Below are 24,738 nucleotides of genomic sequence, written 5' to 3' on the forward strand. Positions count from 1 at the left end.
CTCTCAGGAGGATCTATATGACTACTGCCCGTAAAAACACAATGACGAAGGAAATCGTATCACAGGCAATCTTTGATGCCTTTAAGAAACTAAATCCCGCGGTTATGATTAAAAACCCGGTCATGTTTATTGTTGAAGTAGGAACTGTAATTACCTTAATTTTATCGTTCGCACCTGATCTTTTCAGCACAACGAATGTAGGCAGGGGCTATAATATTGCTGTGTTTTTTATCCTGCTCTTTACTGTTCTTTTTGGGAATTTTGCTGAAGCCCTCGCAGAGGGACGCGGTAAAGCGCAGGCGGATACACTGCGGAAAACAAAATCCGAAACCATGGCCAAACTTGTTCAAAAAGATGGATCCTACAAGCAGGTCCCGTCTACCCAGTTGAAAAAAGGGGACATTGTCCGTGTGGATGCCGGCGAGATTATTCCTACGGACGGAGAAATTATTGAAGGGCTCGCATCCATCGACGAATCGGCGATAACAGGGGAATCCGCACCTGTCATTAAGGAAGCAGGCGGTGACTTTTCTTCGGTTACCGGGGGAACGAGAGTGGCTTCCGACTACATTGTAGCAAAAGTGATGACTGACCCCGGCGAATCATTCTTAGATCGTATGATTTCACTTGTAGAAGGAGCCAAGCGGCAAAAAACACCGAACGAAATTGCTTTAACAACTTTACTTGCCGTATTAACGCAAATATTCCTTATTGTCATCATTACGATGGTCCCAATGGCTAAATATCTCAGCGTTCAATTAGATTTAGCTACCTTGATCGCCCTATTAGTATGTTTAATCCCGACCACCATCGGCGCGCTGCTTTCCGCCATCGGGATCGCGGGTATGGATCGGGTTACGCAATACAACGTTCTCGCTATGTCTGGTAAAGCGGTAGAGGCCGCAGGCGATATCGATACGCTAATCTTGGATAAGACAGGCACGATCACCTATGGAAATCGGATGGCAGCCGAATTCATACCTGTAAGGGGAGTATCCGCTAAAGACATTACCTTTACAGCTTTGCAAGCGTCTGTAAAGGATGAAACGCCAGAGGGACGTTCGGTAGTAGAGCTCGCAGGTAAGTTAGGCGAGTCATGGGCTGGAAGCGAATATGAAGGTGCAGAAGTCGTCGAATTCACGGCGGAAACCCGAATGTCCGGCCTGAATTTAACGAACGGAACTCTAATCCGTAAAGGTGCGGTCGATGCCATCAAGAAGCATGTTTCATCCAAAGGCGGCAGCCTTCCTAACGATTTGGAAGAGATCACCAACCGCATAGCAAAAGCCGGAGGAACGCCGCTGGCTGTAGCTGTAGGCGATCGCATATATGGTGTAATTTACTTGAAGGACACTGTGAAACCTGGACTGAAGGAGAAATTTGCAGAGCTTAGAGCTATGGGAATCAAGACGATCATGTGTACAGGCGACAATCCTCTAACGGCGGCTACGATTGCTCTTGAGGCGGGAGTGGATGATTTCATTGCCGAAGCAAAGCCGGAGGATAAAATAGCCGCGATTAAAAAGGAACAGCAAGAAGGCAAGTTGGTTGCCATGACTGGCGACGGTACGAATGACGCTCCGGCGCTAGCGCAAGCAGATGTTGGGTTAGCTATGAATTCGGGTACGATGGCTGCGAAAGAAGCCGCCAATATGATCGATCTGGATTCCGACCCAACGAAGCTGCTGTCTGTCGTTTCCATAGGTAAACAGTTACTGATTACTCGCGGTGCTTTGACGACATTCTCTATCGCAAACGATATCGCCAAATATTTCGCGATTATTCCGGCCATGTTTATTCTAGCAATGCCTCAGCTTGGGGCGCTAAACGTCATGCATCTGGCTTCGCCCCAATCGGCAATCTTGTCCGCATTGATTTTCAATGCCATCATTATCCCGTTGCTTATCCCGATTGCTATGAAGGGCGTGAAGTACCGTGCCATGACAGCCGATAAACTGCTTACACGAAATGTTCTGATCTATGGTATCGGCGGGGTTATTGTTCCATTCTTAGGTATTAAAGTGATTGACTTTCTACTGCATGGACTTCACATCGTCTAATAAAGAAGTTAGGAGATATATGAATATGAAAATGACGCTGACCGCATTCCGAGTGTCCGTAGTACTCATGCTGATTTGCGGACTTATTTATCCTTTGGTTACAACCGGGATTGCTCAAACCATTTTCCCTAAACAAGCTGATGGCAGTTTGATTCAGTCAAATGGCACAGTTATCGGTTCTGAATTATTGGCTCAAAACGTTGAATCGCCAAAGCTGTTTCACCCCAGATCATCAGCTGCCAAATATGATCCTACTGCTTCCGCCGGTTCCAATCAGGCGGTTGCCTCCGAGGATTATGTGAATGGGATTGCTGATCAAATCGATGCTTTAAAAAAGGATAACCCGAATATCAAAGACATCCCCGCCGATTTGGTAACGAGCTCCGGCTCCGGATTCGATCCTGATCTGACTCCGGAAGCGGCAAAAGCTCAAATTTCAAGAATCAGCCGAGAAACGGGAATGAGTGAGCAGAAATTAAACCAATTAGTTGACTCACATACGAAAAACCGCCAGCTTGGTATTTTCGGAGAACCGCGTGTGAATGTAACGGAATTAAACATTGAATTAATGAAGCAAGTGAAGCTATAAAAACGCAGCCGCTCCCACCACACATGGGGGTGGCTTTCTAAGTTTTCATTCATCTCTTTTCATAAAGGGGAAATAGGCATTGGGAAGCTTTAAAAGAAAAACACCTGAGGAAATTTTATACTCTATCTCCAAGCTCCTCCGCGGCACATTGAAGATCTATATCGGTCCGGTGAGCGGTTCCGGTAAGACGTATCATATGCTGCGTGAAGGACATACCTTGAGGCAGCAGGGGATCGATGTCGTAATCTGCGCCGTTTCAACACTTCAAAGACCCGAGACAGTTGAACAATTGGGAGATTTAGAGAGGGTCCCCAGTATTCATTGGTTTCAGGGCGGCACCGAACAGAAAGATTTAAACTTGGATGCCATACTGGAGAGAAATCCAGAAGTCGTCCTTGTTGACGGGCTAGCTCATCGGAATCGTCCGGATACCCGTTTCCCGACACGGTTAGAGGATATCAAATTTTTACTCTCTCAAGATATTAGTGTAATAACAACGGTTAACGTGTACGAACTTGAAGGCTATACTGAACTCGCTCAAAGGTTGACGGGGATCGAAGTCGAGCATACGGTACCTGCGGATACGTTAGAGATGGCCGATGAAGTGAGACTGATCGACGTGACACCCGAAACGATATTAAGCCGGCTTGCAGAAGGGCATCTGAAAGTTCATAAAGATAATGCTGTTTTTAAGCGCGGCAATTTAGGAGTTCTGCGTGAATTGGCGCTTCGGCTTGTTGCCGAGGATGTAAATGAGTCCTTAAAGGAGCATCGAGAAGAAATGGGACTTATCGGTCCATCCGGAGCCGCGGAGCGCATTCTTGTTTCTACTCAATATCACTGGAATGGCTCGATTTATGTTCGGAGAGGCCAACAAATTGCCAAGCGACTAAATGGGGACCTTATGGTGGTCACCTTCCGCAATTTTAAGAAACCATTATCAAAAGAAGTGACAACCTTCCGTAGGAGTATAATTAAACTTGTGGAAAAAGTAAGCGGTGAGTTTGAAGAATTGCCCTTTCCAAACCGCAGAAGCATTCCAAAGGCATTAGTCCAGTATGCGACTCGACATAACGTTACACGAATTGTAATGGGGCATACCAAACATACAAGGTGGCAAGAATTTTGGCAGGGATCGGTAGTTAACGATCTTTTGAAAATCATGAAAAATATCGATGTATTTCTGGTAGCTGACCGTGCTGAGCATGAGGGTGAACGGATCCTCCCCGCCAAAATCATATCCACGCAAGAACAGCAGAAATATAAGCGCTTGAGTGAGAAAGAAGTAGCTGATAAAATCGGTAAAATCAAGCGCGGCAAATTCAAAGTGTATATAGGAGCAGCTCCAGGCGTAGGGAAAACTTACATGATGTTACGAGAAGGTAACGATCACCTGAAAAAGGGCATCGATGTCCAAATTGGACTATTGGAAACGCATAATCGTAAAGAAACTATTGCCCAAATGGGGAGTCTGAAAGTCATTCCCCGTGAAAGTATTGTGTATCAAGGCGTTACGTTAGAGGAAATGGATACCGAGGCGATTATCCGGAGCTGCCCCGAGGTTGTGCTGGTAGATGAGCTTGCTCATACGAATGTCCCAGGAAGCAAAAATAAAAAGAGATATGAAGATGTGCTAGAGATTTTAGATGCGGGAATATCAGTTATTACTACAGTGAATGTTCAGCATTTGGAGAGTTTAAATGATGCTGTAGAACAAATAACAGGCATACGTGTAAGAGAAACTGTTCCAGATAGTATTCTTCAAATGGCGGATGAAGTGCAATTAATTGATGTCTCCCCGGAAGCTCTCCAGCATCGTATGAGGGAAGGTAAAATTTATGCCATGGTTAAGGTCGATCAAGCGTTAAATAACTTTTTTAAAACGGGGAACCTTATCGCCTTACGTGAGCTTGCACTTCGTGAAATCGCTGACGATGTAGATGAGAGGTTAGAGTCTTTGGAACGAAAAAGCTCACTCCGCGGTCCTTGGAGAAGAAAAGAAGTCATCTTTGTATGTGTGAACAGCACGCCGCATGCAGAGCGATTGATTCGGCGCGGTTTCCGGACTGCATACAGGTTAAAAGCCGCTTGGTATGTCAATTATGTACATGTTGGGGACATTATACCTGATGAACTAAAGCAAAGGCTCGATGCTATAGAAAGGCTGACCGTTAGATTAGGCGGGAAATTTATTGTTCATAAAAGTCAAAATCCCAAGCAAATCGCAAATGTTTTATTTTCGAAAGCAGATGAAGTTGAAACAACACAGTTGGTTATCGGTCAATCTAAGTTATCATTCTGGGAAGAATTATGGAAAGGTTCTGTTGTAAAGCAACTGATTGGCCTTTCTAGGCACATGGATGTTTTAATTGTGGCTGATTTTGATCCGAACATAGCTTTATAATGGAATTGAATATACGAGTTTATGCAGGATGTGACTAAATGGATTCATCGCGAAAAGTAAGAGGGAAATTAACTTTATTTCTCGGTGCTGCTCCTGGCGTGGGCAAGACCTACGCTATGCTTATGGCAGCAATGCAACAAAGAAATAAGGGGATGGATGTTCTGCTTGGATGTGTGGAAGCTGAAGTTTACCCAGATACGCAGAAATTAGCGTCTCAGGAGATATTCTCGTACGTAAAACTTCGTTCCATTCAGTATCTAGGCAAAGTGACTTATGAAATGGATACTGAAGAAATTATCAAGAGGCGTCCCCAACTAGTTCTAATTGATAACCTTGAACATGTGAATGCACCCGGAGCATTGAAACCGAAACGTTATTTCGACGTAGAAGCTATTCTTTCTCATGGAATAGACGTTTACACTACACTCAATATTCAATATGTGGAAAGTCTAAATGACATTGTAACTCAAATTATTGGTTGGGAAATTAATGAGACAGTACCTGATACCTTCTTGGAACTAGTGGACCAAATTCAATTGGTTGATATCCCAACTAATGAGTTAATTGGGCGGTTCAATCAACCCATCCACGATGAAAACAAAAGAAAAGAGCTAGAGCGATTTTTTCGAATCGGCAATATCAATGCTCTGCGTGAAATGGCATTTCGTTACGCCGCGCAGCGTGTCGATAGCCAGCTTGAACAGTACATGCAGGCCAAGAACATAGCAGGTCCCTGGCCTGTTTCAGAGAAAGTCATGGTTTGTGTAAGCGCCAGCCCCTTCTCGTCTCAACTCATTCGTATAGGACGTCAAATGGCCACTAGTCTAAAATCAGACTGGATGGTTGCCTATGTACAAACCCCTCAAGGGATGCCCGGGAACGAGGAGAAGCAAAATCAGCTGGCACGCAATCTACAACTAGCTGAAGAACTGGGCGCCGAAGTTATTTCCATTACCGGTAACCATGTTGCACATGAGTTATTGTCTTTAGCACGCACACGTAATGTTAAGCAAATTATTATTGGTAAACCAAATCGTTTACGTATCATAGAATGGTTCCGCAGTTCCGTTGTGGAACAGGTTATCCAGAACAGCCATGGGATTAGCATCCACGTCATTCCGGGTAAACCTAAAACGAGCTTAGAAAGTGAAGTTACAACTCGCTCGCCACGTTCCTTCACTTGGAAGCCTTATGTAGGGGTCACCCTTTTTATTACTCTGTTAACCATAATCTTACATACTTTCGGATTAGGGTTTGACATGGTCAATATTGCATTAATTTATTTGTTTCCCGTCCTTTTTAGCGCTGTTTATTGGGGACTTGGACCTTCATTTTATGCGGCTAGCGTGGGTGTACTTGCTTTTGATTTCTTCTTTGTCCCGCCTTTTCTTAGCTTTACGGTAGATGATTTGCGTTACACTTTTTCATTTCTTGTTTATCTTGCAGTTGCAGCATTAACAGCTAGTCTCGCTGCCCGATTAAGGCAGCAGCTAAACTTCTCGAAGCAAAGAGAAGCTACAACAGCATCTCTATATGCACTAAGCCGACAAATGACGGCCATTACAGACATCAATTCTTTGCTTGAGAACGTTTCACGTCAGGTATCAGACACGATCAACACGCAAGTTGCCATTTACTTGCCTGATAATAATGATGAGTTAAAAGTAACAATTTTCTCCCCTATTCATTCAAACTGGAGTAAAGGGGAATCGGAAATGGTGATAGCTAAATGGGTATATGAACATGGTGAGATGGCTGGAAGGGGCTCTAACACACTTAGAGAATCTCCTGGTCTATACGTTCCTTTACGAACGGAGGATCGAGTATATGGTGTATTAGCTGTTAAACTCGAGGATCGGGATCAGGGGGTTACGCCGGAAAATCTTCGTTTACTAGAGGCTATTGGAGGACTGGCCGCAAGTGCAATCGCCCGTGTAAAATTGGGTGAAGAGGCTAAGCTTGCCCATTTAACTGCTGAATCAGAGAGACTAAGAACGGCGTTGCTAGATTCGGTTTCTCATGAATTACGCACTCCTTTAGCAACCATTATAGGATCAGCAACGGGCTTGATCGAAGGCGACCGATTATTTTCTTCCAAAGATCGGCTTGATTTACTTTCGACCATTAAAGACGGTGCTTTGCGCATGAATCGCTTGGTTACCAACCTGCTTGGAATGGTGAAATTGGAAAGCGGAATGCTCCGTTTGCGCAAAGAGTGGTGTGATATAGAAGACATCATGGGGGTTGTGCTATCACAAGTGAAGGGTTTCCAGCAGCATCGAGAGATCAGCGTCATATTACCAAATCCTATTCCTTACTTATTAGGTGACGATGTCCTGCTTGAGCAAGTGTTGGTTAACGTAGTAAGCAACTCGATCAAATATTCACCTGATGACAGTCAAATCATTATTTCAGTCAGACAGGACGATAGTAACACGATCATTACTGTAGCGGATTCAGGGATAGGCATTCTGGCCGCTGATCGGGAAAGAATATTTGATAAATTTTATCGTGCTGACATAACAAAACATGTACCTGGAACCGGCTTAGGGCTTGCCATTTGCAAGGGTATTATTGAAGCGCACGGGGGAACCATTACTGCAGAACCAAACCTTGAAAAAGGTACCGTTATCACGATCACTCTTCCCAAAGGAGAACAGAGTTTTCTTTACCAATTAACTCCGGAAGGGGACGGCGCACAATATGACAACAACTAATGGAGCACGCATACTAATCATAGATGACGAGCCTCAGATCCGTAAGCTATTGAAAGTTACCTTACAAGCCCATAACTTTGAAATTAATGAATCTTCATCTGGAGAAGATGGTGTGTATCAAGCGAGTATTGTCCACCCCGATCTCATTGTATTGGATCTCGGATTGCCTGATATTTCTGGCATGGAAGTTTTGCGCAGGATCCGGGAGTGGTCAAGGATACCGATAATCGTACTTACGGTGAAAGACCGAGAGGAAGATAAAATTATGGCACTGGATAGTGGTGCCGACGATTATGTGACAAAGCCGTTCAGTATGGGGGAACTAGTCGCAAGAATTCGCGTAGCACTTCGGCATGTGGCGAAATCTGCAAATGAGCCTATTCTTCAATTTGGTAAACTTGTGATTGATTTAGCGCAACGGTTAGTAGAACTTGAAGGAAACCGGGTGAAGCTAACACCAACGGAATACGATCTCTTGAAAATTCTGGCTTCCAATGCAGGCAAGGTCATCACGCAACGGCAGCTGCTTCAGCAAGTCTGGGGTGGACATCACAATGAATCAGATAGTCATTATTTACGCATATATATTGGGCATCTACGAAAGAAAATAGAGGAGGAGCCGACGCGACCTAAGTTTATCGAAACTGAACCGGGGATAGGTTATAGGTTTCTGTTGCAAGATTAAGTGAAACACGTAAACTGAATAATGCCGTCTGATCTAGCGGATTGTGCGGGAATCGGATCAAATTCTTGTCATTTATCGGATAAGATTCTTGTCATCCGACAGTCACAATGAAATCTATCTATCATTAAAGTTTAACGACATGAAAATACCTATAAAGAACCTTGTTAATTCAAGGTTTTTTCTGTACACATTCGAGGGATTTTCATGTCGCATTGTTCGTTTTTGAGGTACTTTCTTGTTATGAAATTCTGTGATTTTAATGTTTGTAGGGATATTCTTGTCGCTAATGGGTATAGATTCTTGTCGTTAGACTTCAGACTAGTTAGCAATAATAATAATAATGAAATTGTCCAATGACACAAATGTGCCTACATTGTCGTACAGTGACACAAATCAACCTACATTGTACCTTGCAGATTGAACTAACGGGCAGGATAGTTACAATTCATGGTAAAATAAGTGTATTGGTTTATCGAGCTAAGGTGGTGGATGAAAAGTTGGATAAGAAGTGGCTAGCATATCGAATTTATCCAGAACCATCTGGGACCGAGTATCAGAATTCCAATTTAATGAACAAAGCTGAAGTTGAGTGTTTATTTGATTACTGTCAGATATTAGAAGCGATGATTTCAAGAGACGGTTGGAAAGTATTGATTGAATATCATGGTTTTCAAGTGCTTTATGAAATCAATGAAAAAAGTGGTTGGTTTGACTGCGATAACCTCGAAGAATTTATTTTTGAAGTCGAATCACATATCGATTCATTGCCCGAACTTTAAGCTAACGAAGAACGATAGTGGAAGAGGAGCTGCCTTGAAGCGGCTTCTTTTTGGCTTTCATTCAACTATCGGGCAGTAGAGCGTGGTGGCAAACGGCTATTTTCACTAGGGCATGAAGGGGAAGTAACAACAGATGTTCAATGAAAATAAAGTATTTGACTGAAAAATAAAGTGTTAACTAGGTTAATATAGTTGTAGACTGAGAAAATAAAGTATTAGACTGCCACCGCGGCATTAAGCTCCCATGGAAATTAAGTCTTAGCCGCTGTAAGAAAGACCGATAAGGAAACCTCCATTCATCATCTGTGGTGTGGCGCTTGCGCTGAATGTGTGGACGGGCAGATTAACGCAACAGTATTCTGGAGCAGTAGTAGATTCAGGTTATTTAACGCCCCTAATTTGCAAAGACCTTCAAGATCGAAATACACGCGGTATGTGTGTCCGCAGCAGCAAGAATTGCCCTACCGAACTACGGATGGACGGAGCACCTTAGAGTTAGCAAAAGAAACCCGAAGTCTCATAAAAGACTTAGGGTTCTCGTCAATCTGAGTAGCCTTTAGGACTACTTTTTAGTTACTAATATTAAACCAACCCGGCATGGCTTGAATTACATTCCAAAGTTTTTCTGGAATATTAAGCTGGTCGAGTTTTAAAACGTTCAACTCAGAATCTACCTCGGCTTCACGTCCATTTGCGACCTTTTCAACCCAATTAGGATCCATAATTAACGCATGTCCAATGGCGACTAGCGGCAATCCTAATTCCACAGCTTTAAGAGCATCATCCGGTGTTATTATGGAACCAGCAGCCATCACAGGTACCTTACCGTTTGCTCTTTCAAGAATCAATTCAAGCCGTGTTTTTTCATCTTGACTATCTACTGGCTTTGAAGACACATTATCTAATGAAGCATGTATATAATCTAAATCTTGTTCAACAAGGATATCAATTAATTCATACGTATCTTTCATGCGTAATCCGTCCACTTTGGAGGACTCTTCAGGGGAAAATCGGAATCCTAAAATGAATGGTTTTGTAGCATGTTTTTCAATGACATTTTTGATTTCTTCAATAATCGCCAATGGAAAACGCAAGCGATTTTCAAGTGATCCTCCCCATTGGTCCGTCCGTTGATTTGTCGCTGGCGACCAGAAGTTTTGAATTAAAAATCCATGAGCCCCATGAATTTCGATGCCATCAAATCCGGCTTCAATCGCTCTTCTCGTTGTGTCTCCAAAAGCACGTATAATCGACAGGATTTCCTCATGTGATAGCTCTCTTGTTTCTACAGTTGGGCCAAGAGCAGTAGCCTCAGATTGCAATGCACTCGCACTAACTGCATCCAATCCAGGCAAGGCTTTATTGCCAGCATGGAAAATCTGTAGGATCGCAGGAGAGCCTCCACTTTTCGCTGCCTCAGCTAATTTTCGTAAACTTGGAGTAAATTCATCATTGTACCCAGCGAATTCATTCGTAAAACCCTGCCCATTAGGTGTAACATGAGTACACCCTGTAATGACGAGTCCTACCCCGTTCACTCTTTGTTTGTAATACTTTACTTCGTCATCCGAAATGGTAAGATCGTTATTACTTGACCAGGTTGTCATAGGTGCCATAACGATACTATTCTTTATTGTTATTCCACTTCTGAATGTGAAGGATTCAAATAACCTACTGTATTTTTGATTCATTTCTTTAACCTCGCTATCATATTTTCTTTTCTATTTCAGTGTAATTGGTTACCGTTACAGTAAGTAAAGGATTTATTTTTATATGATTACAAATAGAATAGTTGTCTTATCATTCTCCATATGATATATATTTAGTTACAGTAACTGTAACTAAAGGTGGGACAAGTAGATGTTGTATTCAATGACATATGTAGTGGAGAATTTAAATGTATCTGCAAAGACACTTAGATTTTATGAAGAGCAAGGGATATTACCAAATATATCTCGTGACGAAAAAGGCCGTAGAGTTTATAACAAACAACAAATAGACTGGATTTCTTTTATTCGTTGTCTCAAAGAGACAGGAATGCCTCTTTCAAAAATCAAGGATTACAAGGAACTTTATGAATTAGGAAGTCCTACCTTCTTGCAAAGAGAAGAAATGTTGATGCAGCATAAATTGGAAGTGCAGAAGAAAATTGACGAAAGTCTAAAACACTTGGAAGAAATAAACTATAAAATAGCCATGTATGAACTTCAGAAAGAAGAGGTTATGAAAAATCCCAACTATAACTTTAAATGTCACGGTTACTTAAGCTAACGGGAGACGAGAGTTCAATATACAACACGAAACGGCAGCCGGCTTGATCGGCTGCCGTTTTCTCACCTAACGGGCAGTTATCTTCAATGTTCTTTTATGGTAATATAGGGTTAAACTGGACAATCGGATTGAGGGGAAACCGATGAAAATAAGAGAAGCTCGCATTGAAGATGCTGAAAAAATCGCAATTGTTCATGTTGATAGCTGGCAATCCACTTATAAAGGTTTTATTTCCGAATCGTATTTGTCCAATCTCTCCGTTGAAAAGAGAACGAAAAGTTGGTTATGGACGTTTGAGAATCTAAACGTACACGAAAAAATTTTCGTTGCAGAGGACATGCCAGGTAATATCGTTGGATTTTCGTGTGGGGGGCGAAGTCGGAATGATGAATTTGATCATGATGGAGAACTATATGCAATCTATCTATTAAAGGACTACCAACGATTAGGGTTAGGAAAAAAACTGTTAAATTCGGTCACAGAGTCATTAAAAGATAATGGTTACTCATCAATGATGTTGTGGGTTCTCAAAGACAATCCGTCCGTTGAATTTTATAAATTACAAGGTGGTCAGATAATTGGACAGAAGGAAATTACAATAGGTGGAGACAGTTTAGATGAATTAGCTATTGGATGGGATAGAATCTAACCATTTTGTTGTTAAGCTAACGAAAAACGATAGCTCCATAATATTTTACTGCCTAGGTTGCCGATGATTCGCTCGGCGACCTACTTCAATAACGGACAAGATTGTTCACTTATACTTAAAACCAATTATCTTAACGAACAGTATATTTCATTTTCATGGAAACTTATGGGCAATATTATTCGTCTGATGAAATGGTAGCTATTGAGTCTTACTAAAGGAGGAATAAAATGAACTACTTTGCCCAACTGTTCATATTAATTGGTTTGACAATAGTTTCAGCTGGATGCTCGAGCAATAAACAATCCGAATATCCAACGACGGCCACTCCGGTACAAGTCAATTCAACTATCCTAAAGGCATCAAACTTCGAATTCGAGAACCCAACGGGGGATTGGTTTTGTTGTGAAGGAAAACAAGGGAAATTTTCGATAGAAAGCTCAGCTGGCACAATAATTCCAGGTGGTGAAGTAATTATAAGATTAAAGCCAAACGGTGAAGAGGTTACAGTCAAACGAGACATTAGGTTTAGACTTACCGAACGAAACGAAGACAGAACATATGCCCGTACAGTGGATGAGATTACCTTGTACTATGAAACAACGAATAGTCATCCATCAGGATATACAACAAAACTGCCGGGAAAGGAAGGAACGTTTTACTTTTTATCCGCGGAGGCAATAAATGGTAAAAATGTTGAAGATACATTACTCACTTCTCTCGAAGTACCCATTCAACAAGTTGTTGCTTCCATGTCAACAAAGGAACAAAATTATAAAGGGACAGAAAGGGTGAAATTAGTAGTAAATAATGAGGGACCGACTGATTTATTTTTTGGTACACCGTACTCTCTACAAAAAATGGAGGATAAAAAATGGGTACCGATAGAACCAGCAGGAAGTGTAATGTTCACCATGATCGGAATTATGGTAAAACCAGGGGGAACATGGGAGCAGGAAGCACAACTAGAGAACTTAGCACTAGGTCACTATCGTTTCACAAAAGAAGTCGAAGGTGAAGGAACTAATATAAAACTACAGATTTACGCTGAGTTTGATGTTAAGAATTAAAAAAACATGAATTGATAATTACTGATTTTTTCTTGTTGTTACGCAAACGAAGAACGATAGTAAAACAAACAGGGAGCAGTTTGCCGCGGCAGATGCTTCCTGTTTTCATAGTGCTAAAGGCAGCTACCACTAGTGTATTTCAATGTTTTAAAACGAATGGAACAATAAACTTCAGTATGGTGTTAATATACTGATTAGGAATACATATTTTTAACATTAACGACTTTAAATTGGTAATAAAGGAGTGCAGCATGTGGATCCTCTTTTTGAAGCTATTAAAAATAATGATATTAGTACATTTAAGTTTCTTTTAGTATCGAGAAGAGGTGATCTTACGGCTGTAGACGAAAGTGGCAAAACTCCATTAATCTCTGCAGTCATCATGGGTAATATGCAGTTTGCTCAGTTACTATTGGCCTTTGGCAGCGACATAAATAAATGTGATTTCGATGGCTGTAGCGTACTTCACTTTGCTTGTCAGAATAATGATACTGAATTAGTTGAAATGTTAATTACTAGTGGAGCAAAGTTTGAAATAGCCGACAAGAATGGTAATACACCTCTTGAATATGCATTATCTCGGTTTGGAGAGGATTCTCATATAGCTCAGATATTAATGAAAAATAGTAGTGAACGAATAGAAAAGCAAGCATCATATATATGGTGCCTTGTTGGAAATATTGTTGAAAATAGATACTTTGGAGAAAAACGAGAAGTTCGAAGAGGTACGAAAAAATTTACACCAAATACCAAGGTTTATTGTTTTCCTCCATTATGGGGTGACGGATATGAAGAAATCAAGGTAATCGGAAGGCTAAAAAACAGAAAAAATCTTGGAGTAATAATTACCTCATCAAAATACATAAGAAACTGGAGATTACAAAAAGTGTTCCAGCCTTTTGTCGTTAAGACAATGCACGAACGTGGTGGTTGGGATGCTACCGAAGAATCAAAAAGAAGGATTGAAAATATGTTAGTTTGGTTACCAAATAGAACAGTTGTTGTGGGTACTGATCCTAATAAACCATTGAACTAACGGAAAACGATAGTGGAGGAGCATGCTTTGCGGTGGCTCCTAGTTCTTTATTGTGAGGTAACGGGCAATAATGTTTAAGAGCATTTATTAAGGAAAGGAAATTTGAAATGTTGACTGAAAAGCAGAGATTACTATTCGAAAAATTAAAACAAATTAAAGACACTTACGTTGATATATCAGTGGGGAGTTTTCACCCTCAATCAAACACAAAGTGGTGGGCTGACTCCGGTGAAGCATACAAATTGCTCCGAAACAAGTTAAGCTCGGAAGAGGACCTAGAGGCAATTACTGTAATTCAAAATGAGCTTGTTAAGACAGTTATTTATCACATCATGGAAATGATTGATGGATATGGTGGTTTGAGTTTTGAAGTAGATTTAATTGACAAAGAAACCAAACAATCCTTACGTGATGGTATAGAATTTCACGACAAGTTCATGGATTATTTATATGAAAATGAGGAAGATAACAAAAAGTGAGCAGGGCTTTCTTCAACTAACTGGGAACGATAGCTAAATTACAAATAGGCTACCGGCAATATGCGGCAGCCTATTGAACGGGCAGATTAGCGGAAATTACTTAAAGTGAAATTATTACATGTTCAAAGGACTCCGTTAGTAATTTGATTTTAAGCATTTAATTGCTGTTTATTCGCAGCTAAGACGTTATTTTCAACCGAAATATATGGAAGACTGCCATCGAGGGCGCTTTTCGCGCGATTATGGTCAAGCAAACCTTCCCAACGTGCAATGACGAAGGTGGCAACAGCGTAGCCGATAATATTCACTGTCGTACGATAATTGCCCATGAATCGGTCCGGTGCAAGCATTAGAGCAACTGCTGCCATAGAGATCGAACCTGTTGCCGCCGCAGTCGCTGACAGGGCCACAAATGCAGAACCCGGTATACCAGCCATCCCCTTGGACGTTAACAAAAGGACTCCCAGAATCATAAGCTGTTCGACAAGACTCAATTCGACGCCGGTTGCTTGGGCAAGAAATATCAGAGCGAGTGATAAATAGATTGACGCCCCGTCTAGGTTGAATGAATATCCGGTCGGAACAACCAGACCGACAACAGCTCGGTTGCAGCCGGCATGTTCAAATTTATTCATGAGCTGCGGCATTGCTGCTTCCGTCGAACCTGTTGCAAACGCGAGAATGATCTCCTCTCGAATGTAGAGGATTAACTTCCAAAGGCTGATGCCAACGAATATTCGTGTGATGATAGCTAACACAAAGAGGAATGCAAGACAAGCGATCGTCATGGCCACAAAGAGTTTACCGAACGACACGAGTGTGGTAACCCCATACTGACTAACAGCGAACGCCATCGCGCCGAATGTCGCTATAGCCGTAAGCTTCATGATATAGCTCATAATTTGAAACACGACTTTATTGAAATGCTCTAGAAGATCGACAACAACCTCCGCTGTTCGTCCGCCTACATGGATAAGCGCAAAACCGAAGAAGCAGGAGATGAGCAGTACCTGCAGCATTGTATTATTCGCAAACGCTGAAACGGCACTATCCGGGATGATATTCAGGAAAAATTGCGCTCCGCTTGGAAGTGTAGAACTCTTAGTGACATTATTGACAGCTTCCGTTGTCAAGGTTCCAGGATCGATGTTCATTCCCGCGCCGGGATTGAATAAGTTCGCCACTACCATGCCTATGATTAGGGCAAAGGTTGTAATAACTTCGAAATAAAGGAGGGTTTTTCCGCCTATCCTACCAACTGATTTGATGTCGCCGACCTTCGCAATACCAACGACGACAACACCAAAAACAAGCGGTGAAATGATCATTTTGATAAGCTTGATGAAACCGTCGCCGACTGGTTTAAGCGTGACACCAATTGTCGGCCAAAGATAACCGACTAAAATACCCCCGATGATTGAAACCATAATCTGAAAAAAAAGGCCTTGATAAAAAGGTTTCTTTACAGTTGCCGTTTTTGGATTCACTATGCATCCTCTTTTCTTCATTTTTTTGATATCAATAGACCTAATGTAATATTTCTTTTCTACTCTGTTCATTATTTTATGTTAACTTATATTACATGAATAGTTTATTTTTATAACATTGTTTGAAAATACAAAATAAGAATCCCCCGTTGTTAACACTGCATAACTGCCGACATCATTGAGATGAACATAATTATGTCCAATCCTCAAAGTAGTTTTTATGTTGTGTTGTTATTTGAATGAGGGGAGGGACAGGAATGTAATAATGTTCTTGTCATCAGTTGTCGGGTGACAAGAAAATAGTCCGATTAATATCCGCCTAAATGGTCTTACCCCCGTCAAGTAGACAGTCAAAAAAGTCGGATTATGCAACGACCGTTTCCTGGTACTCAACCGGGGGACGGTTATTTAGTTTTTTTGAAATCTGTTGTGGTTGTAAAACTCTATGTATTCTTTAATCGCTATAAGTATTTGGATTAATACACGGAGACCTGAACCCATCTAATATCCATGTTATTACTTAGAAAGAGCAAAGATATTTTAGACATGTTGGAAGCAGAAGGAAGTTCAGAAGGGAAAAAGAGAGAAGTTGTTATTAACGCAATAGATATATTGATTTCTAATGGACAGATCTTTCAACTAACGAAGAACGATAGTTAAGAACTTGCTTGCGGCAACCCCTCTTTTTGTTTATTGATTAACTGGCATAATAAAGCAATTACCATCTCTTACTAACTCCATTGTCAGGAGTGAATTGTTGCTATATTTCCAAAAAAAGAACCCGGTCAAGTAAACCGGGTTTGTTGATGCTTTGATAGTATTTGACCTGGTTAACAGCTTTACTTTGATTTCTTTTGCTCTCCAGTTTTACCAGATGACGTGGCATGCTTTGGGTTGTTAGTGTCTTTAGTTTTGCTCATGTTTATTGTGCACCTCCTGTCTTATTCCATAAAAGTATTTCTCCAAAGCGCAATCCTTATTAGAAAAATGGTTGGATTTCGGAATACGGGTTTTTGTATCCCCCCATGCTGATTGAAAAAAAAGGGCAGCCTCTTGCTCACCTAACGGGTAGCATAGTTGAATAAGTAAATTGTTATATTTCTTGATTAGTTAGGCATAATATACTCTAAAAAAAGGGGTATTATTGCTGTGAAAAAAATATCACTGCTCTGTATTTTTTTGTTTTTATTGAGTTCAGAAACACTTTATGCGTAAATCCATCATTTGAACAACCGTATTATGACGGTGGATACAAAACGTTAAAGGAATCATTGATGGAATGTGAACAAAAATTTCAAAGAGAAATTAAATTGCCCAAAATCGAGCCGCCAGTTGATTTTACTCATCGCTTCGGGAGATGTAACTATTCAAAAGATGCGCAATTAGAGATTAATAACCATTATGAAGTTGAATATCTCAATCAAAATAAAGCTGAGAATCATTTTATGATTCGGGTTAATCCGATAAAATATAAGATAAAAAGATTTCCACGGTTAAGTGATACAACACAAACTTATACCTTAAACGATGGAACCGAAGCTATATTTGGTACAACACCTAGGAGGATGTTATTTAATGTATTGGTTTTTGAGAAAGACGGTTGGCAGTATATCATAAGTAGCGATAGACGTTCAGTGACAATAACTGGAGATGTTTTGGTTCAGGTAGCTAACTCGATTTGAAGAGGATTCCTATCAGTTTCTCAAATGGTGGGGCATTATGAACGGACAAGAACAAGAAAGAGTTTCGCGAGGAAGGGTTCGTTGAACTAACGGAAACGTTAGCTTCATAACAAGGTTCAAACAGGCTGCCGGAGATAAACTCGGTGGCCTGTTGTGCTAACGGGCAGGATAACATGGTAGATAAACAGAAAAATTATAGTAGAATTACCGTTGCCGAGGTGCCTTTGGTGAGGAGTCGGAAATGTGAAAGTATTAGATGTAAGGCAAATTAACAGCTTATTTATCGGTAAGATTACATCATTATAAAAAGACATTTACTGAAATTATTAACAAGTAAAACTGCACTTATATTTGATCTGCTATTTGCGGTGGTTTATACTTGGAGCAAGCTGTAGGTAAGCTAAACTAAAGGAGAGTAGATCGGGATGCAAACAAGTACCAATGGTACTTTGGAAGGCAATCGAAATAGGATGGACGTGGCTGTCTCCCGATTTTTGGAGAACAAGTGTAAATACAGAATGTAAGTATCTGCTGCTTAAATATTGCTTTGAAGAACTGAAGGTTATCCGAGTGCAGTTTTCTGTTAGTGGCCAAAATTTAAGATCACAAAGAGCTGTTGAACGGATAGGGGCCAAAAAGGAAGGAGTTTTTCGCAATCACAGAATAAAATCGGACGGTTCAATTCATGACAATGTTTTTTATAGCATTATTGATTCAGAATGGCCAAATGTAAAAGAAAATCTCCACTACTTATTAGCTAATAAATATTCATAAATATAGTAGTAATTAGTAGAGGTAACTGCTTGATTCAACTAACGAGGAACTTTAGCTGAATAAATGTAACAAGAATGAAATCTTATTTTCATATAGCTTTAATGAATCAAGCCTATAATAAAACTGACCCCCTTTAAAATATAAATAATTATGACCCCCAGCCCGTTGCTGTGGGTCACTTTTTTGTTCATTGAAGTAACGGGCAGGATAGTGGAAAAGCGAGAAACTTTTTTAATATTCATAACGTCAAAAAATAAAAGGGGGATTTAAATGAGAAAATTGTGCTTACTTTTTGGAATACTGTCCATCACTTTTATAATTGCTTCTTGTAATTCTCGATATATAGGAAATCCAACTGCTAAAGATATTTTAACAAATAATAAAGATGCAGATATTTTTATGTTAAATGGCATTATATATAGTAATGCAGAAGATAGTGAGTGGGTAAATGAACTGGAATTAACATTAGGTGAAGAAGTCGGGGAGATTAAGAAGCAAACTAAAGAAAGTGGTGAATTCGAGAATTATATTGCTACCAAACTACCAGTCGGAACTTTAATATATAAACCTGTTGAAAAAGGCGATATCTATATCGCAATTGTTGACAACAAAGAAATACGATATTTAGGTTTGCGTGAAGGATAATATATTCTTATTATGCTAACGGGAAACAAGTTAGCATCAAGGCAACCGGTCAGACGACTGGTTGCCTTTTCTCAACTAACGGGCAGCAGATAGATCCAATTTATGGTATATTATAAATCAAAATTCCCATCAAGGGGAGGTGTTGAACTTTGCAAATGTTGAGGAAACGGCGATTTTGGTTATTCATCGCTTTATCAGAATTTATTGTATTAATAATTGTGTCGTGGGGGTTGATTGTAACCCGGCAGGAGGTTGTCCGATACGAAGGCAATTACGACGCGATGTTAGGAAATCAAGTAACGGTTTTGTTCAAAGCGGCCCACGATAACGTTAAATTGATTGAGCGGTTAGTCGCTGGCGAAACATTGCCTATTGAGGAAATGCGTACACTACGGGAAGGGACCCTTACTTTTTCGAAATCGTACAGTGATCTACATGGTTTGGTAATCCAACGCTCGGGAAAACCTTCAGAGAAGTTTTCAATGGAACCTGCGGTGATTGCGTATACGATGACACAATACTTAGATAATAAGGTACTGCTACCCGATACCGATACTTTTCAGATTAAAGGACTAGAAAAACAAATCCAAGTCATGCATGACATTCATAAGCAGTGGATAGATGCATTAGGCGGAGGTAAATCCGTTCCTGATCCACAACAATGGAGGGAAATTACGGAAGAGTTATCTATAGGAACAAAAGATAGGTCATTGGAGCTGGAGTCAATATTCTTTCGATGAAGACTTATGATTCAACTAACGAGAAACGAGAGTTCAAGAGTGACATGGAAGCAGATCCTTATATAATTGGTAGAAAGAATACTTAGAACGGAGGGATGAAATAAGTGGATATTGCCTTAGCTTTATTATCCTTTTTCTTTATGTTGTTTTTCTTAAGTACAATTCGAGCAATTCTAAACAAAGATAAGAGTGACATACTCATATTCACGACTTCAGTTTTTTTGCAGCTATTCTCTTCATTAGTGTAGTCGTTTTTGCTCAGTAAGTGCGAGCGGAGAACGATAACGAAATAATAAAAACTGGCTGCGGGCAATTAGGCAGCCTATTCAAGTAACGGGCAGTTTAGTTATCAATCATGGTAAAATAAGTGTAGTGGTTTATTGAGCTTGGGTGGAGGCTGAAAAGGTGGATAAGAAGTGGCTAGCATATCGAATTTATCCTGAGTAGTAAATCGGAATATGGATCTACCACTGCCGCTGAACAGCGGGTGATTTATAAGCATCGGGTGAGGTTTGTATGATTGCCTTAGTTAGCCTACCTTAACAGATGAGAGGGAGTAAAGATGAAGATCAGCATGGACGAATTAGAGATGAAAGAGTTTTTAACCTTTCGGCTAACGAATGAACAGCGGCCTTATTTCGGCTTAGATCCGGTGCGTGACGAGTGGGAAGAGGTTGAAGTTAAATCTGGAACGACCGTTTATTATGATCAAGAGGACGTAATACGAAAAGTGATCAAATTTGATCCGTTTTTTCGGTTTCACTACACGGAGTTCGATACGGTCATGGCTACGAAGAATCGGACCACCATCTTACCGAAAACAGAAAAAGGCAAGGAAAAGAAAATTACGCCAACTAATATCATTGCTCCAACCCCATCTGGATGTACAGTTAGTTTCCGTCTGACAAGTGAAAGGTTAGGCTCTGGCATACATGCGTATAATCCTAGAAATCACATCAACCTGCCAATTGATTCGGACGATAACCTTCATACTCTCGACGAGCTTCGGCATTGGATTACACATTATATTGAAACCTGTCCGCCTGATTATTTCAATAAAGTGGAGAGGATGAGAACAATGCCACATCGAACGATCAAATACAAGCCCGGAGATATCTTTAGATTCGAGATAGATCGCGCGCATTACGGATTCGCTTTAATCATAGGTGAGAAAAAGAAATTGTCACCCTTATTACCTGCTGAACACAACTGGAACTCTCTGATGACAGTGCCAATACTCTTTCGATTTTACGAACTAAAGACGACAGATAAAGATTTACCCTTTGAAGACATATGCTCTTACCCTTTATTGCGTGCAGAATTTATGTCTGATGGGGATATTATTTGGGGAACGCATGACATTGTGGGCCATAAGCAGCTCGAAGAGAAAGATATTGATTTTCCCATGCACCTGAGTTTCTTAAGAAAAAATCATGGTCCCCACGTACTGCGCTTCTCATGGGGACTCGGTACAGCAATCGCGGACAAGGCCTTAGATATGGAAGAAATTAAAACAACTTTAGAGGATAGGCCGCAGTGTGATTTCAGCAACCGCGGGGTAGCATTAAGTCTTCCCATGTATGAGCTGTTAAGGGTGCTTAATTGTGAACCACAATTTGGTGAGTGGAGTGACCTGCTTCACCCGAACAATTTTCAGAAGAGACAAAAAGTCTATGAATGGTTTGGATTTCCGGAAGAGATGGATCTCGATACTTTTAATCTGCAGCACAATGGCTATACTCGGCAACAATATATTGACTTAGTATCTTCAAATTACAAGTTGTTTTAGAGAGAGGCTTCCTGTAATCCGTGGAGCTAATCTTGATTGCAACGTTGATTAAGCTAACGGGTAACGATAGTGAAATTAGGCAGACTGTCTCGGCAGTCTGCTTTGTTCGTTGAACAAACGGGCAGTTTAGCGTGGTGGAACGCTTATTGATGTTGTTATGTAGTTAGAGGTGGGGGAGTGGTTTTCATCAAAATGAAGTTGTTTGAATGATGAAAGGGTCATAGCACTTCAACCGCTCGACTATGAGTGAAATTTGAAGCGATACGATAAAGACGTTTGTTCCAGTATATGGTATTATTGCTTTAATGAAAGAATGATTTTATGTAGTTTGGGAGAGTCGAACTTTGAAGCACAAAAAGATACTGATACTTTTAGTGGCAATTGCGATTACTTGGTTTGGTTATGTTGGATACAAATATTATGTTAATCATACTGTCGTTAGAGCCATTTCACCATATCTGCCTAATGCAAAAGTCAATATTGTGAGAACTGAAATCAGAAATATAACATTCACAGACGAAACTTCACAACCGGAAATGGATAATTTAAGTAATAGTGAGGGTTCAAGAACAGTATTTATCAATAATTTAAAAACAGGAGATAGGGCAAAGTTGTATTACTTTCGTGTTTTAAATTCTTATAACTACAAGGGAATAGACCTTTCAGAAAAATGGTGTGATGGTTTGCTTTGTTTCCGTTTTTTTATGGGCTATGCCTATATTGATACAACGACAGGTAGATTGCTAAGATTGGACATTTCAAAAGTATCACCATTGGTCATTGAGCTCTAACGGTGAACAATAGTTGAATGACGAAGCTGCCGGCACGATCGGTAGCTTCGTTACGTTAACGGGCAGGATAACGTGGTAAATGCCTTGAATATATTGGGTATTAAATTAAGGGCGGTAAGTGATGTGTGGACTTTCAAGAAAAAAGATTATGATAAATTAACAGTTAAAGTTTTCGTGGATGTATCAAAAAAGTATATAAACGTATCTAAACACAAAAGGATATTGACTCCTGTAATAAACGAAAGAATATATCTTTATATCAATGATATTAGGCTTAATGAAGATGAGGATGAAGTATTTGTCGTCACGGAGTTTTATAATTCTCTAACGAGCCAAGGGAAATTTCCTATGTTCACTTGCTCTTGTGGCATTTTTGGTTGTGGAGGATTCTATATTGATGTTCATTATAAAGACGATATTGTAATTTGGGGTGCAGAACAGTCCACTTATAAAAAGCATCTATTTTCTAGGGGAAATATCCGACTCATTACTGAGCAACTTATTATTAAACTGGCAGAAATAAATGATTTACGAAGGGAAAATGGACTTAAGGCTAATCACGATATTGAAGTCTTTAAAACAAAGCTTGAAATATTTCTCAAATAAGCAATCGGCTTATTAAAGTAAACAGTAACGATAGCTCAATCTTAACACGACTGCAACCGGCCAAGATATCAGTTGCCGAAGTTGCTTTAACAGGCAGCGCCGTGAAACAAGGCCATATTTTCAGTCAATGTATTTCAGTTGTTATCTCGATTTGATATGTTTACTCCATAAGGTAAGGGAGAATGTAAAATGATTCGAGATAAATTTAAGCTATGGGTGGAATCGAATAAGAGTGATTTAGCATATTTATCTATTTCTACGGAATATGTGAAGCATAATACTCCTGAGAGCAGTGTTCCTGACCCGTCTACTGGCATAATTAATGAATCTGAACGATGTTTGGGTCAGGTTACTGTCTGGGAATCTGCACAGATGGAGTATGAGGTTGTTCACATTGCAACGGAAGAAATGCTTTTATGGAGATATATTGAGAAGTTACCTGCTGAACCCAATTTTGACGAAATATTAGCTGAGTATTTTCATGTCCTGCAAACAGGATTGAAACCTGATGCCAAAAAATCGTTAAACTAACGCAAAACAGTAGGTTCAAGTAATCGATGAGACGAAGAGGGGGAAACCGAAATGAAGACGATCAAGTGCATGATGGACCACCTGTACTGGGCGGACGGACGCATCTTGGACGCGCTCGAGGAGAGTGAGACGAAGAGCAAGGACCTTCTGAAGCTGGTTCGGCACGTCGCGGTCGCGGAACGAGTCTGGCTGTCCCGATTGCAGGGCAAGGGCAGCGCGCAATATTCGTTGTGGGAGGAAGCGGAAGACATGACGGTGATCCGGACGATGTTCGAAGAAAACGCCGAGCAATATCGCGTCTATATCGAAGGGCTCGAGGAATCCGAGTTGGACGAGATGATCGACTATGCGAACCAGAGCGGGGTTCCGTTCCGAACGTCCGTCCGGGACATCCTGTTGCAGGTCCTCTTACATGGGCAATATCACCGGGGACAGATCAACCGGGCACTTCTGATCGAATCGGCAGAGCCAGTCCAAGTCGATTACATCACGTTCGCGAGGCTCTAACAGGGCCTAATAATCACCATTACTCGGAATGGGATTGGCATTAAACTAACGGATACGATAGTGGAGGAGCTTGCTTAGCGGCTCCTTTTTGAATTTGTTGAAGTAACGGGCAGTTTAGTTCAAAGAATTTATAACTCCTTATTTCCTATATTATGGTAATGTATTAAAAGGAGGAGGATGGAAAATGAAAATAACGAGGCTCATTGGGTTATCATCTTCAGTTTGTTCAATGATACTTTGGTTTATATTTACCTTTTATAATCCGTACACTCATGAGAATGTTGATAATGACGTTTTGATAAATACATTATTTACGCTTTTTTTTCCAGCTTGTGTAGCGCTGATTGCGTCCATTATCAAAAAGCCTTCCCTTATGTTGATTGCATTTGTCTGGTCACTTCCTATCAGCATTTATACCGCCATGACCCCGAGTATTTTTAAATTGTTTGG

Annotated in this window: 22 protein-coding genes; 20 read left to right on the forward strand and 2 right to left on the reverse strand. The window is 40.6% G+C overall.

Annotated features, from left to right (window positions below; all coding sequences use genetic code 11):
* Positions 1 to 17 precede the first annotated feature (17 nt).
* From kdpB to QFZ78_RS03865, 6 genes are all read left to right on the forward strand, one after another.
* Positions 18 to 2,060 carry a potassium-transporting ATPase subunit KdpB gene (gene kdpB, locus QFZ78_RS03840; RefSeq protein ID WP_307545523.1) on the forward strand — a complete coding sequence of 681 codons (2,043 nt, stop codon included), beginning with the start codon at positions 18 to 20 and terminating at the stop codon, positions 2,058 to 2,060.
* A 25-nt stretch (positions 2,061 to 2,085) separates the two neighbouring features.
* Positions 2,086 to 2,649 (forward strand): potassium-transporting ATPase subunit KdpC, encoded by a 564-nt coding sequence (gene kdpC, locus QFZ78_RS03845; RefSeq protein ID WP_307545525.1) that lies wholly within the window; start codon positions 2,086 to 2,088, stop codon positions 2,647 to 2,649.
* A 79-nt stretch (positions 2,650 to 2,728) separates the two neighbouring features.
* The gene (locus tag QFZ78_RS03850) at positions 2,729 to 5,053 is read left to right on the forward strand and encodes a histidine kinase (RefSeq protein ID WP_307545527.1); all 2,325 of its coding nucleotides are present in this window, start codon (positions 2,729 to 2,731) and stop codon (positions 5,051 to 5,053) included.
* Between the two features lie 38 nt (positions 5,054 to 5,091).
* Complete coding sequence (locus QFZ78_RS03855; protein WP_307545529.1) at positions 5,092 to 7,770, forward strand: sensor histidine kinase; 2,679 nt, start codon at positions 5,092 to 5,094, stop codon at positions 7,768 to 7,770.
* Positions 7,757 to 8,455, forward strand: coding sequence for a response regulator (locus QFZ78_RS03860; protein WP_307545531.1), 699 nt, complete (start codon positions 7,757 to 7,759; stop codon positions 8,453 to 8,455). Before QFZ78_RS03855 ends, QFZ78_RS03860 begins: the two co-directional genes overlap by 14 nt.
* 497 nt (positions 8,456 to 8,952) lie before the next feature.
* Entirely contained in the window at positions 8,953 to 9,234 is a 282-nt protein-coding gene (locus QFZ78_RS03865) for a hypothetical protein (RefSeq protein ID WP_307545533.1), read from the forward strand.
* Between the two features lie 569 nt (positions 9,235 to 9,803).
* On the opposite strand, the gene QFZ78_RS03870 is transcribed toward QFZ78_RS03865, so the two are convergent.
* The gene (locus QFZ78_RS03870; RefSeq protein WP_307545536.1) at positions 9,804 to 10,925 is read right to left on the reverse strand and encodes an NADH-dependent flavin oxidoreductase; all 1,122 of its coding nucleotides are present in this window, start codon (positions 10,923 to 10,925) and stop codon (positions 9,804 to 9,806) included.
* 169 nt (positions 10,926 to 11,094) lie between these two features.
* Between QFZ78_RS03870 and QFZ78_RS03875 the strand changes: the two genes are divergently transcribed.
* The 5 genes from QFZ78_RS03875 (at position 11,095) to QFZ78_RS03895 (ending at position 14,736) form a co-directional block, all read left to right on the forward strand.
* The gene (locus tag QFZ78_RS03875) at positions 11,095 to 11,505 is read left to right on the forward strand and encodes a MerR family transcriptional regulator (RefSeq protein WP_307440055.1); all 411 of its coding nucleotides are present in this window, start codon (positions 11,095 to 11,097) and stop codon (positions 11,503 to 11,505) included.
* Positions 11,506 to 11,647: 142 nt separating this feature from the next.
* The gene (locus QFZ78_RS03880; protein WP_307545538.1) at positions 11,648 to 12,154 is read left to right on the forward strand and encodes a GNAT family N-acetyltransferase; all 507 of its coding nucleotides are present in this window, start codon (positions 11,648 to 11,650) and stop codon (positions 12,152 to 12,154) included.
* A 227-nt stretch (positions 12,155 to 12,381) separates the two neighbouring features.
* Positions 12,382 to 13,221: an immunoglobulin-like domain-containing protein gene (locus QFZ78_RS03885; RefSeq protein WP_307545540.1), complete on the forward strand. Its 840-nt coding sequence runs from the start codon at positions 12,382 to 12,384 to the stop codon at positions 13,219 to 13,221.
* A 253-nt stretch (positions 13,222 to 13,474) separates the two neighbouring features.
* On the forward strand, positions 13,475 to 14,257 hold the full coding sequence (locus QFZ78_RS03890; RefSeq protein WP_307545542.1) for an ankyrin repeat domain-containing protein: 783 nt from the start codon (positions 13,475 to 13,477) through the stop codon (positions 14,255 to 14,257).
* Between the two features lie 107 nt (positions 14,258 to 14,364).
* On the forward strand, positions 14,365 to 14,736 hold the full coding sequence (locus tag QFZ78_RS03895; protein WP_307545544.1) for a histidine kinase: 372 nt from the start codon (positions 14,365 to 14,367) through the stop codon (positions 14,734 to 14,736).
* A 149-nt stretch (positions 14,737 to 14,885) separates the two neighbouring features.
* Here the strand turns inward: QFZ78_RS03895 and QFZ78_RS03900 are convergent, their stop codons facing one another.
* Complete coding sequence (locus QFZ78_RS03900) at positions 14,886 to 16,223, reverse strand: cation:dicarboxylate symporter family transporter (RefSeq protein WP_307545546.1); 1,338 nt, start codon at positions 16,221 to 16,223, stop codon at positions 14,886 to 14,888.
* A 1,274-nt stretch (positions 16,224 to 17,497) separates the two neighbouring features.
* On the opposite strand from QFZ78_RS03900, the gene QFZ78_RS03905 reads away from it, so the two are divergent.
* The 9 genes from QFZ78_RS03905 (at position 17,498) to QFZ78_RS03945 (ending at position 24,288) form a co-directional block, all read left to right on the forward strand.
* Positions 17,498 to 17,905 carry a hypothetical protein gene (locus QFZ78_RS03905; RefSeq protein WP_307545548.1) on the forward strand — a complete coding sequence of 136 codons (408 nt, stop codon included), beginning with the start codon at positions 17,498 to 17,500 and terminating at the stop codon, positions 17,903 to 17,905.
* Positions 17,906 to 18,346: 441 nt separating this feature from the next.
* Positions 18,347 to 18,679, forward strand: coding sequence for a GNAT family N-acetyltransferase (locus QFZ78_RS03910; RefSeq protein ID WP_307545550.1), 333 nt, complete (start codon positions 18,347 to 18,349; stop codon positions 18,677 to 18,679).
* Between the two features lie 270 nt (positions 18,680 to 18,949).
* Entirely contained in the window at positions 18,950 to 19,324 is a 375-nt protein-coding gene (locus tag QFZ78_RS03915) for a hypothetical protein (RefSeq protein ID WP_307545552.1), read from the forward strand.
* A 149-nt stretch (positions 19,325 to 19,473) separates the two neighbouring features.
* Positions 19,474 to 20,064 carry a hypothetical protein gene (locus QFZ78_RS03920; protein ID WP_307545555.1) on the forward strand — a complete coding sequence of 197 codons (591 nt, stop codon included), beginning with the start codon at positions 19,474 to 19,476 and terminating at the stop codon, positions 20,062 to 20,064.
* A gap of 562 nt (positions 20,065 to 20,626) precedes the next feature.
* Entirely contained in the window at positions 20,627 to 21,853 is a 1,227-nt protein-coding gene (locus QFZ78_RS03925; protein WP_307545557.1) for an immunity 26/phosphotriesterase HocA family protein, read from the forward strand.
* Positions 21,854 to 22,197: 344 nt separating this feature from the next.
* On the forward strand, positions 22,198 to 22,644 hold the full coding sequence (locus QFZ78_RS03930; protein ID WP_307545559.1) for a hypothetical protein: 447 nt from the start codon (positions 22,198 to 22,200) through the stop codon (positions 22,642 to 22,644).
* 72 nt (positions 22,645 to 22,716) lie between these two features.
* A complete protein-coding gene (locus tag QFZ78_RS03935) occupies positions 22,717 to 23,250 on the forward strand; it encodes a hypothetical protein (protein WP_307545561.1) in 534 nt (177 codons plus the stop codon).
* Positions 23,251 to 23,439: 189 nt separating this feature from the next.
* Complete coding sequence (locus tag QFZ78_RS03940) at positions 23,440 to 23,781, forward strand: immunity protein TriTu family protein (RefSeq protein WP_307545563.1); 342 nt, start codon at positions 23,440 to 23,442, stop codon at positions 23,779 to 23,781.
* 51 nt (positions 23,782 to 23,832) lie between these two features.
* A complete protein-coding gene (locus QFZ78_RS03945; RefSeq protein ID WP_307545565.1) occupies positions 23,833 to 24,288 on the forward strand; it encodes a DinB family protein in 456 nt (151 codons plus the stop codon).
* The last annotated feature ends 450 nt before the right edge of the window (positions 24,289 to 24,738 follow it).

The organism is Paenibacillus sp. V4I5 (assembly GCF_030817255.1).
Lineage (GTDB): Bacteria > Bacillota > Bacilli > Paenibacillales > NBRC-103111 > Paenibacillus_E.

What these genes read in the sequence shown, in the direction of transcription:
- kdpB (WP_307545523.1), top strand. Translation starts at nt 18, where the DNA reads ATGACTACTGCCCGTAAAAACACAATGACGAAGGAAATCGTATCACAG.
- kdpC (WP_307545525.1), top strand. Translation starts at nt 2,086, where the DNA reads ATGAAAATGACGCTGACCGCATTCCGAGTGTCCGTAGTACTCATGCTG.
- QFZ78_RS03855 (WP_307545529.1), top strand. Translation starts at nt 5,092, where the DNA reads ATGGATTCATCGCGAAAAGTAAGAGGGAAATTAACTTTATTTCTCGGT.
- QFZ78_RS03860 (WP_307545531.1), top strand. Translation starts at nt 7,757, where the DNA reads ATGACAACAACTAATGGAGCACGCATACTAATCATAGATGACGAGCCT.
- QFZ78_RS03870 (WP_307545536.1), bottom strand. Translation starts at nt 10,925, where the DNA reads ATGAATCAAAAATACAGTAGGTTATTTGAATCCTTCACATTCAGAAGT.
- QFZ78_RS03875 (WP_307440055.1), top strand. Translation starts at nt 11,095, where the DNA reads ATGTTGTATTCAATGACATATGTAGTGGAGAATTTAAATGTATCTGCA.
- QFZ78_RS03880 (WP_307545538.1), top strand. Translation starts at nt 11,648, where the DNA reads ATGAAAATAAGAGAAGCTCGCATTGAAGATGCTGAAAAAATCGCAATT.
- QFZ78_RS03885 (WP_307545540.1), top strand. Translation starts at nt 12,382, where the DNA reads ATGAACTACTTTGCCCAACTGTTCATATTAATTGGTTTGACAATAGTT.
- QFZ78_RS03895 (WP_307545544.1), top strand. Translation starts at nt 14,365, where the DNA reads ATGTTGACTGAAAAGCAGAGATTACTATTCGAAAAATTAAAACAAATT.
- QFZ78_RS03905 (WP_307545548.1), top strand. Translation starts at nt 17,498, where the DNA reads ATGGAATGTGAACAAAAATTTCAAAGAGAAATTAAATTGCCCAAAATC.
- QFZ78_RS03910 (WP_307545550.1), top strand. Translation starts at nt 18,347, where the DNA reads ATGGTACTTTGGAAGGCAATCGAAATAGGATGGACGTGGCTGTCTCCC.
- QFZ78_RS03915 (WP_307545552.1), top strand. Translation starts at nt 18,950, where the DNA reads ATGAGAAAATTGTGCTTACTTTTTGGAATACTGTCCATCACTTTTATA.
- QFZ78_RS03925 (WP_307545557.1), top strand. Translation starts at nt 20,627, where the DNA reads ATGAAGATCAGCATGGACGAATTAGAGATGAAAGAGTTTTTAACCTTT.
- QFZ78_RS03940 (WP_307545563.1), top strand. Translation starts at nt 23,440, where the DNA reads ATGATTCGAGATAAATTTAAGCTATGGGTGGAATCGAATAAGAGTGAT.
- QFZ78_RS03945 (WP_307545565.1), top strand. Translation starts at nt 23,833, where the DNA reads ATGAAGACGATCAAGTGCATGATGGACCACCTGTACTGGGCGGACGGA.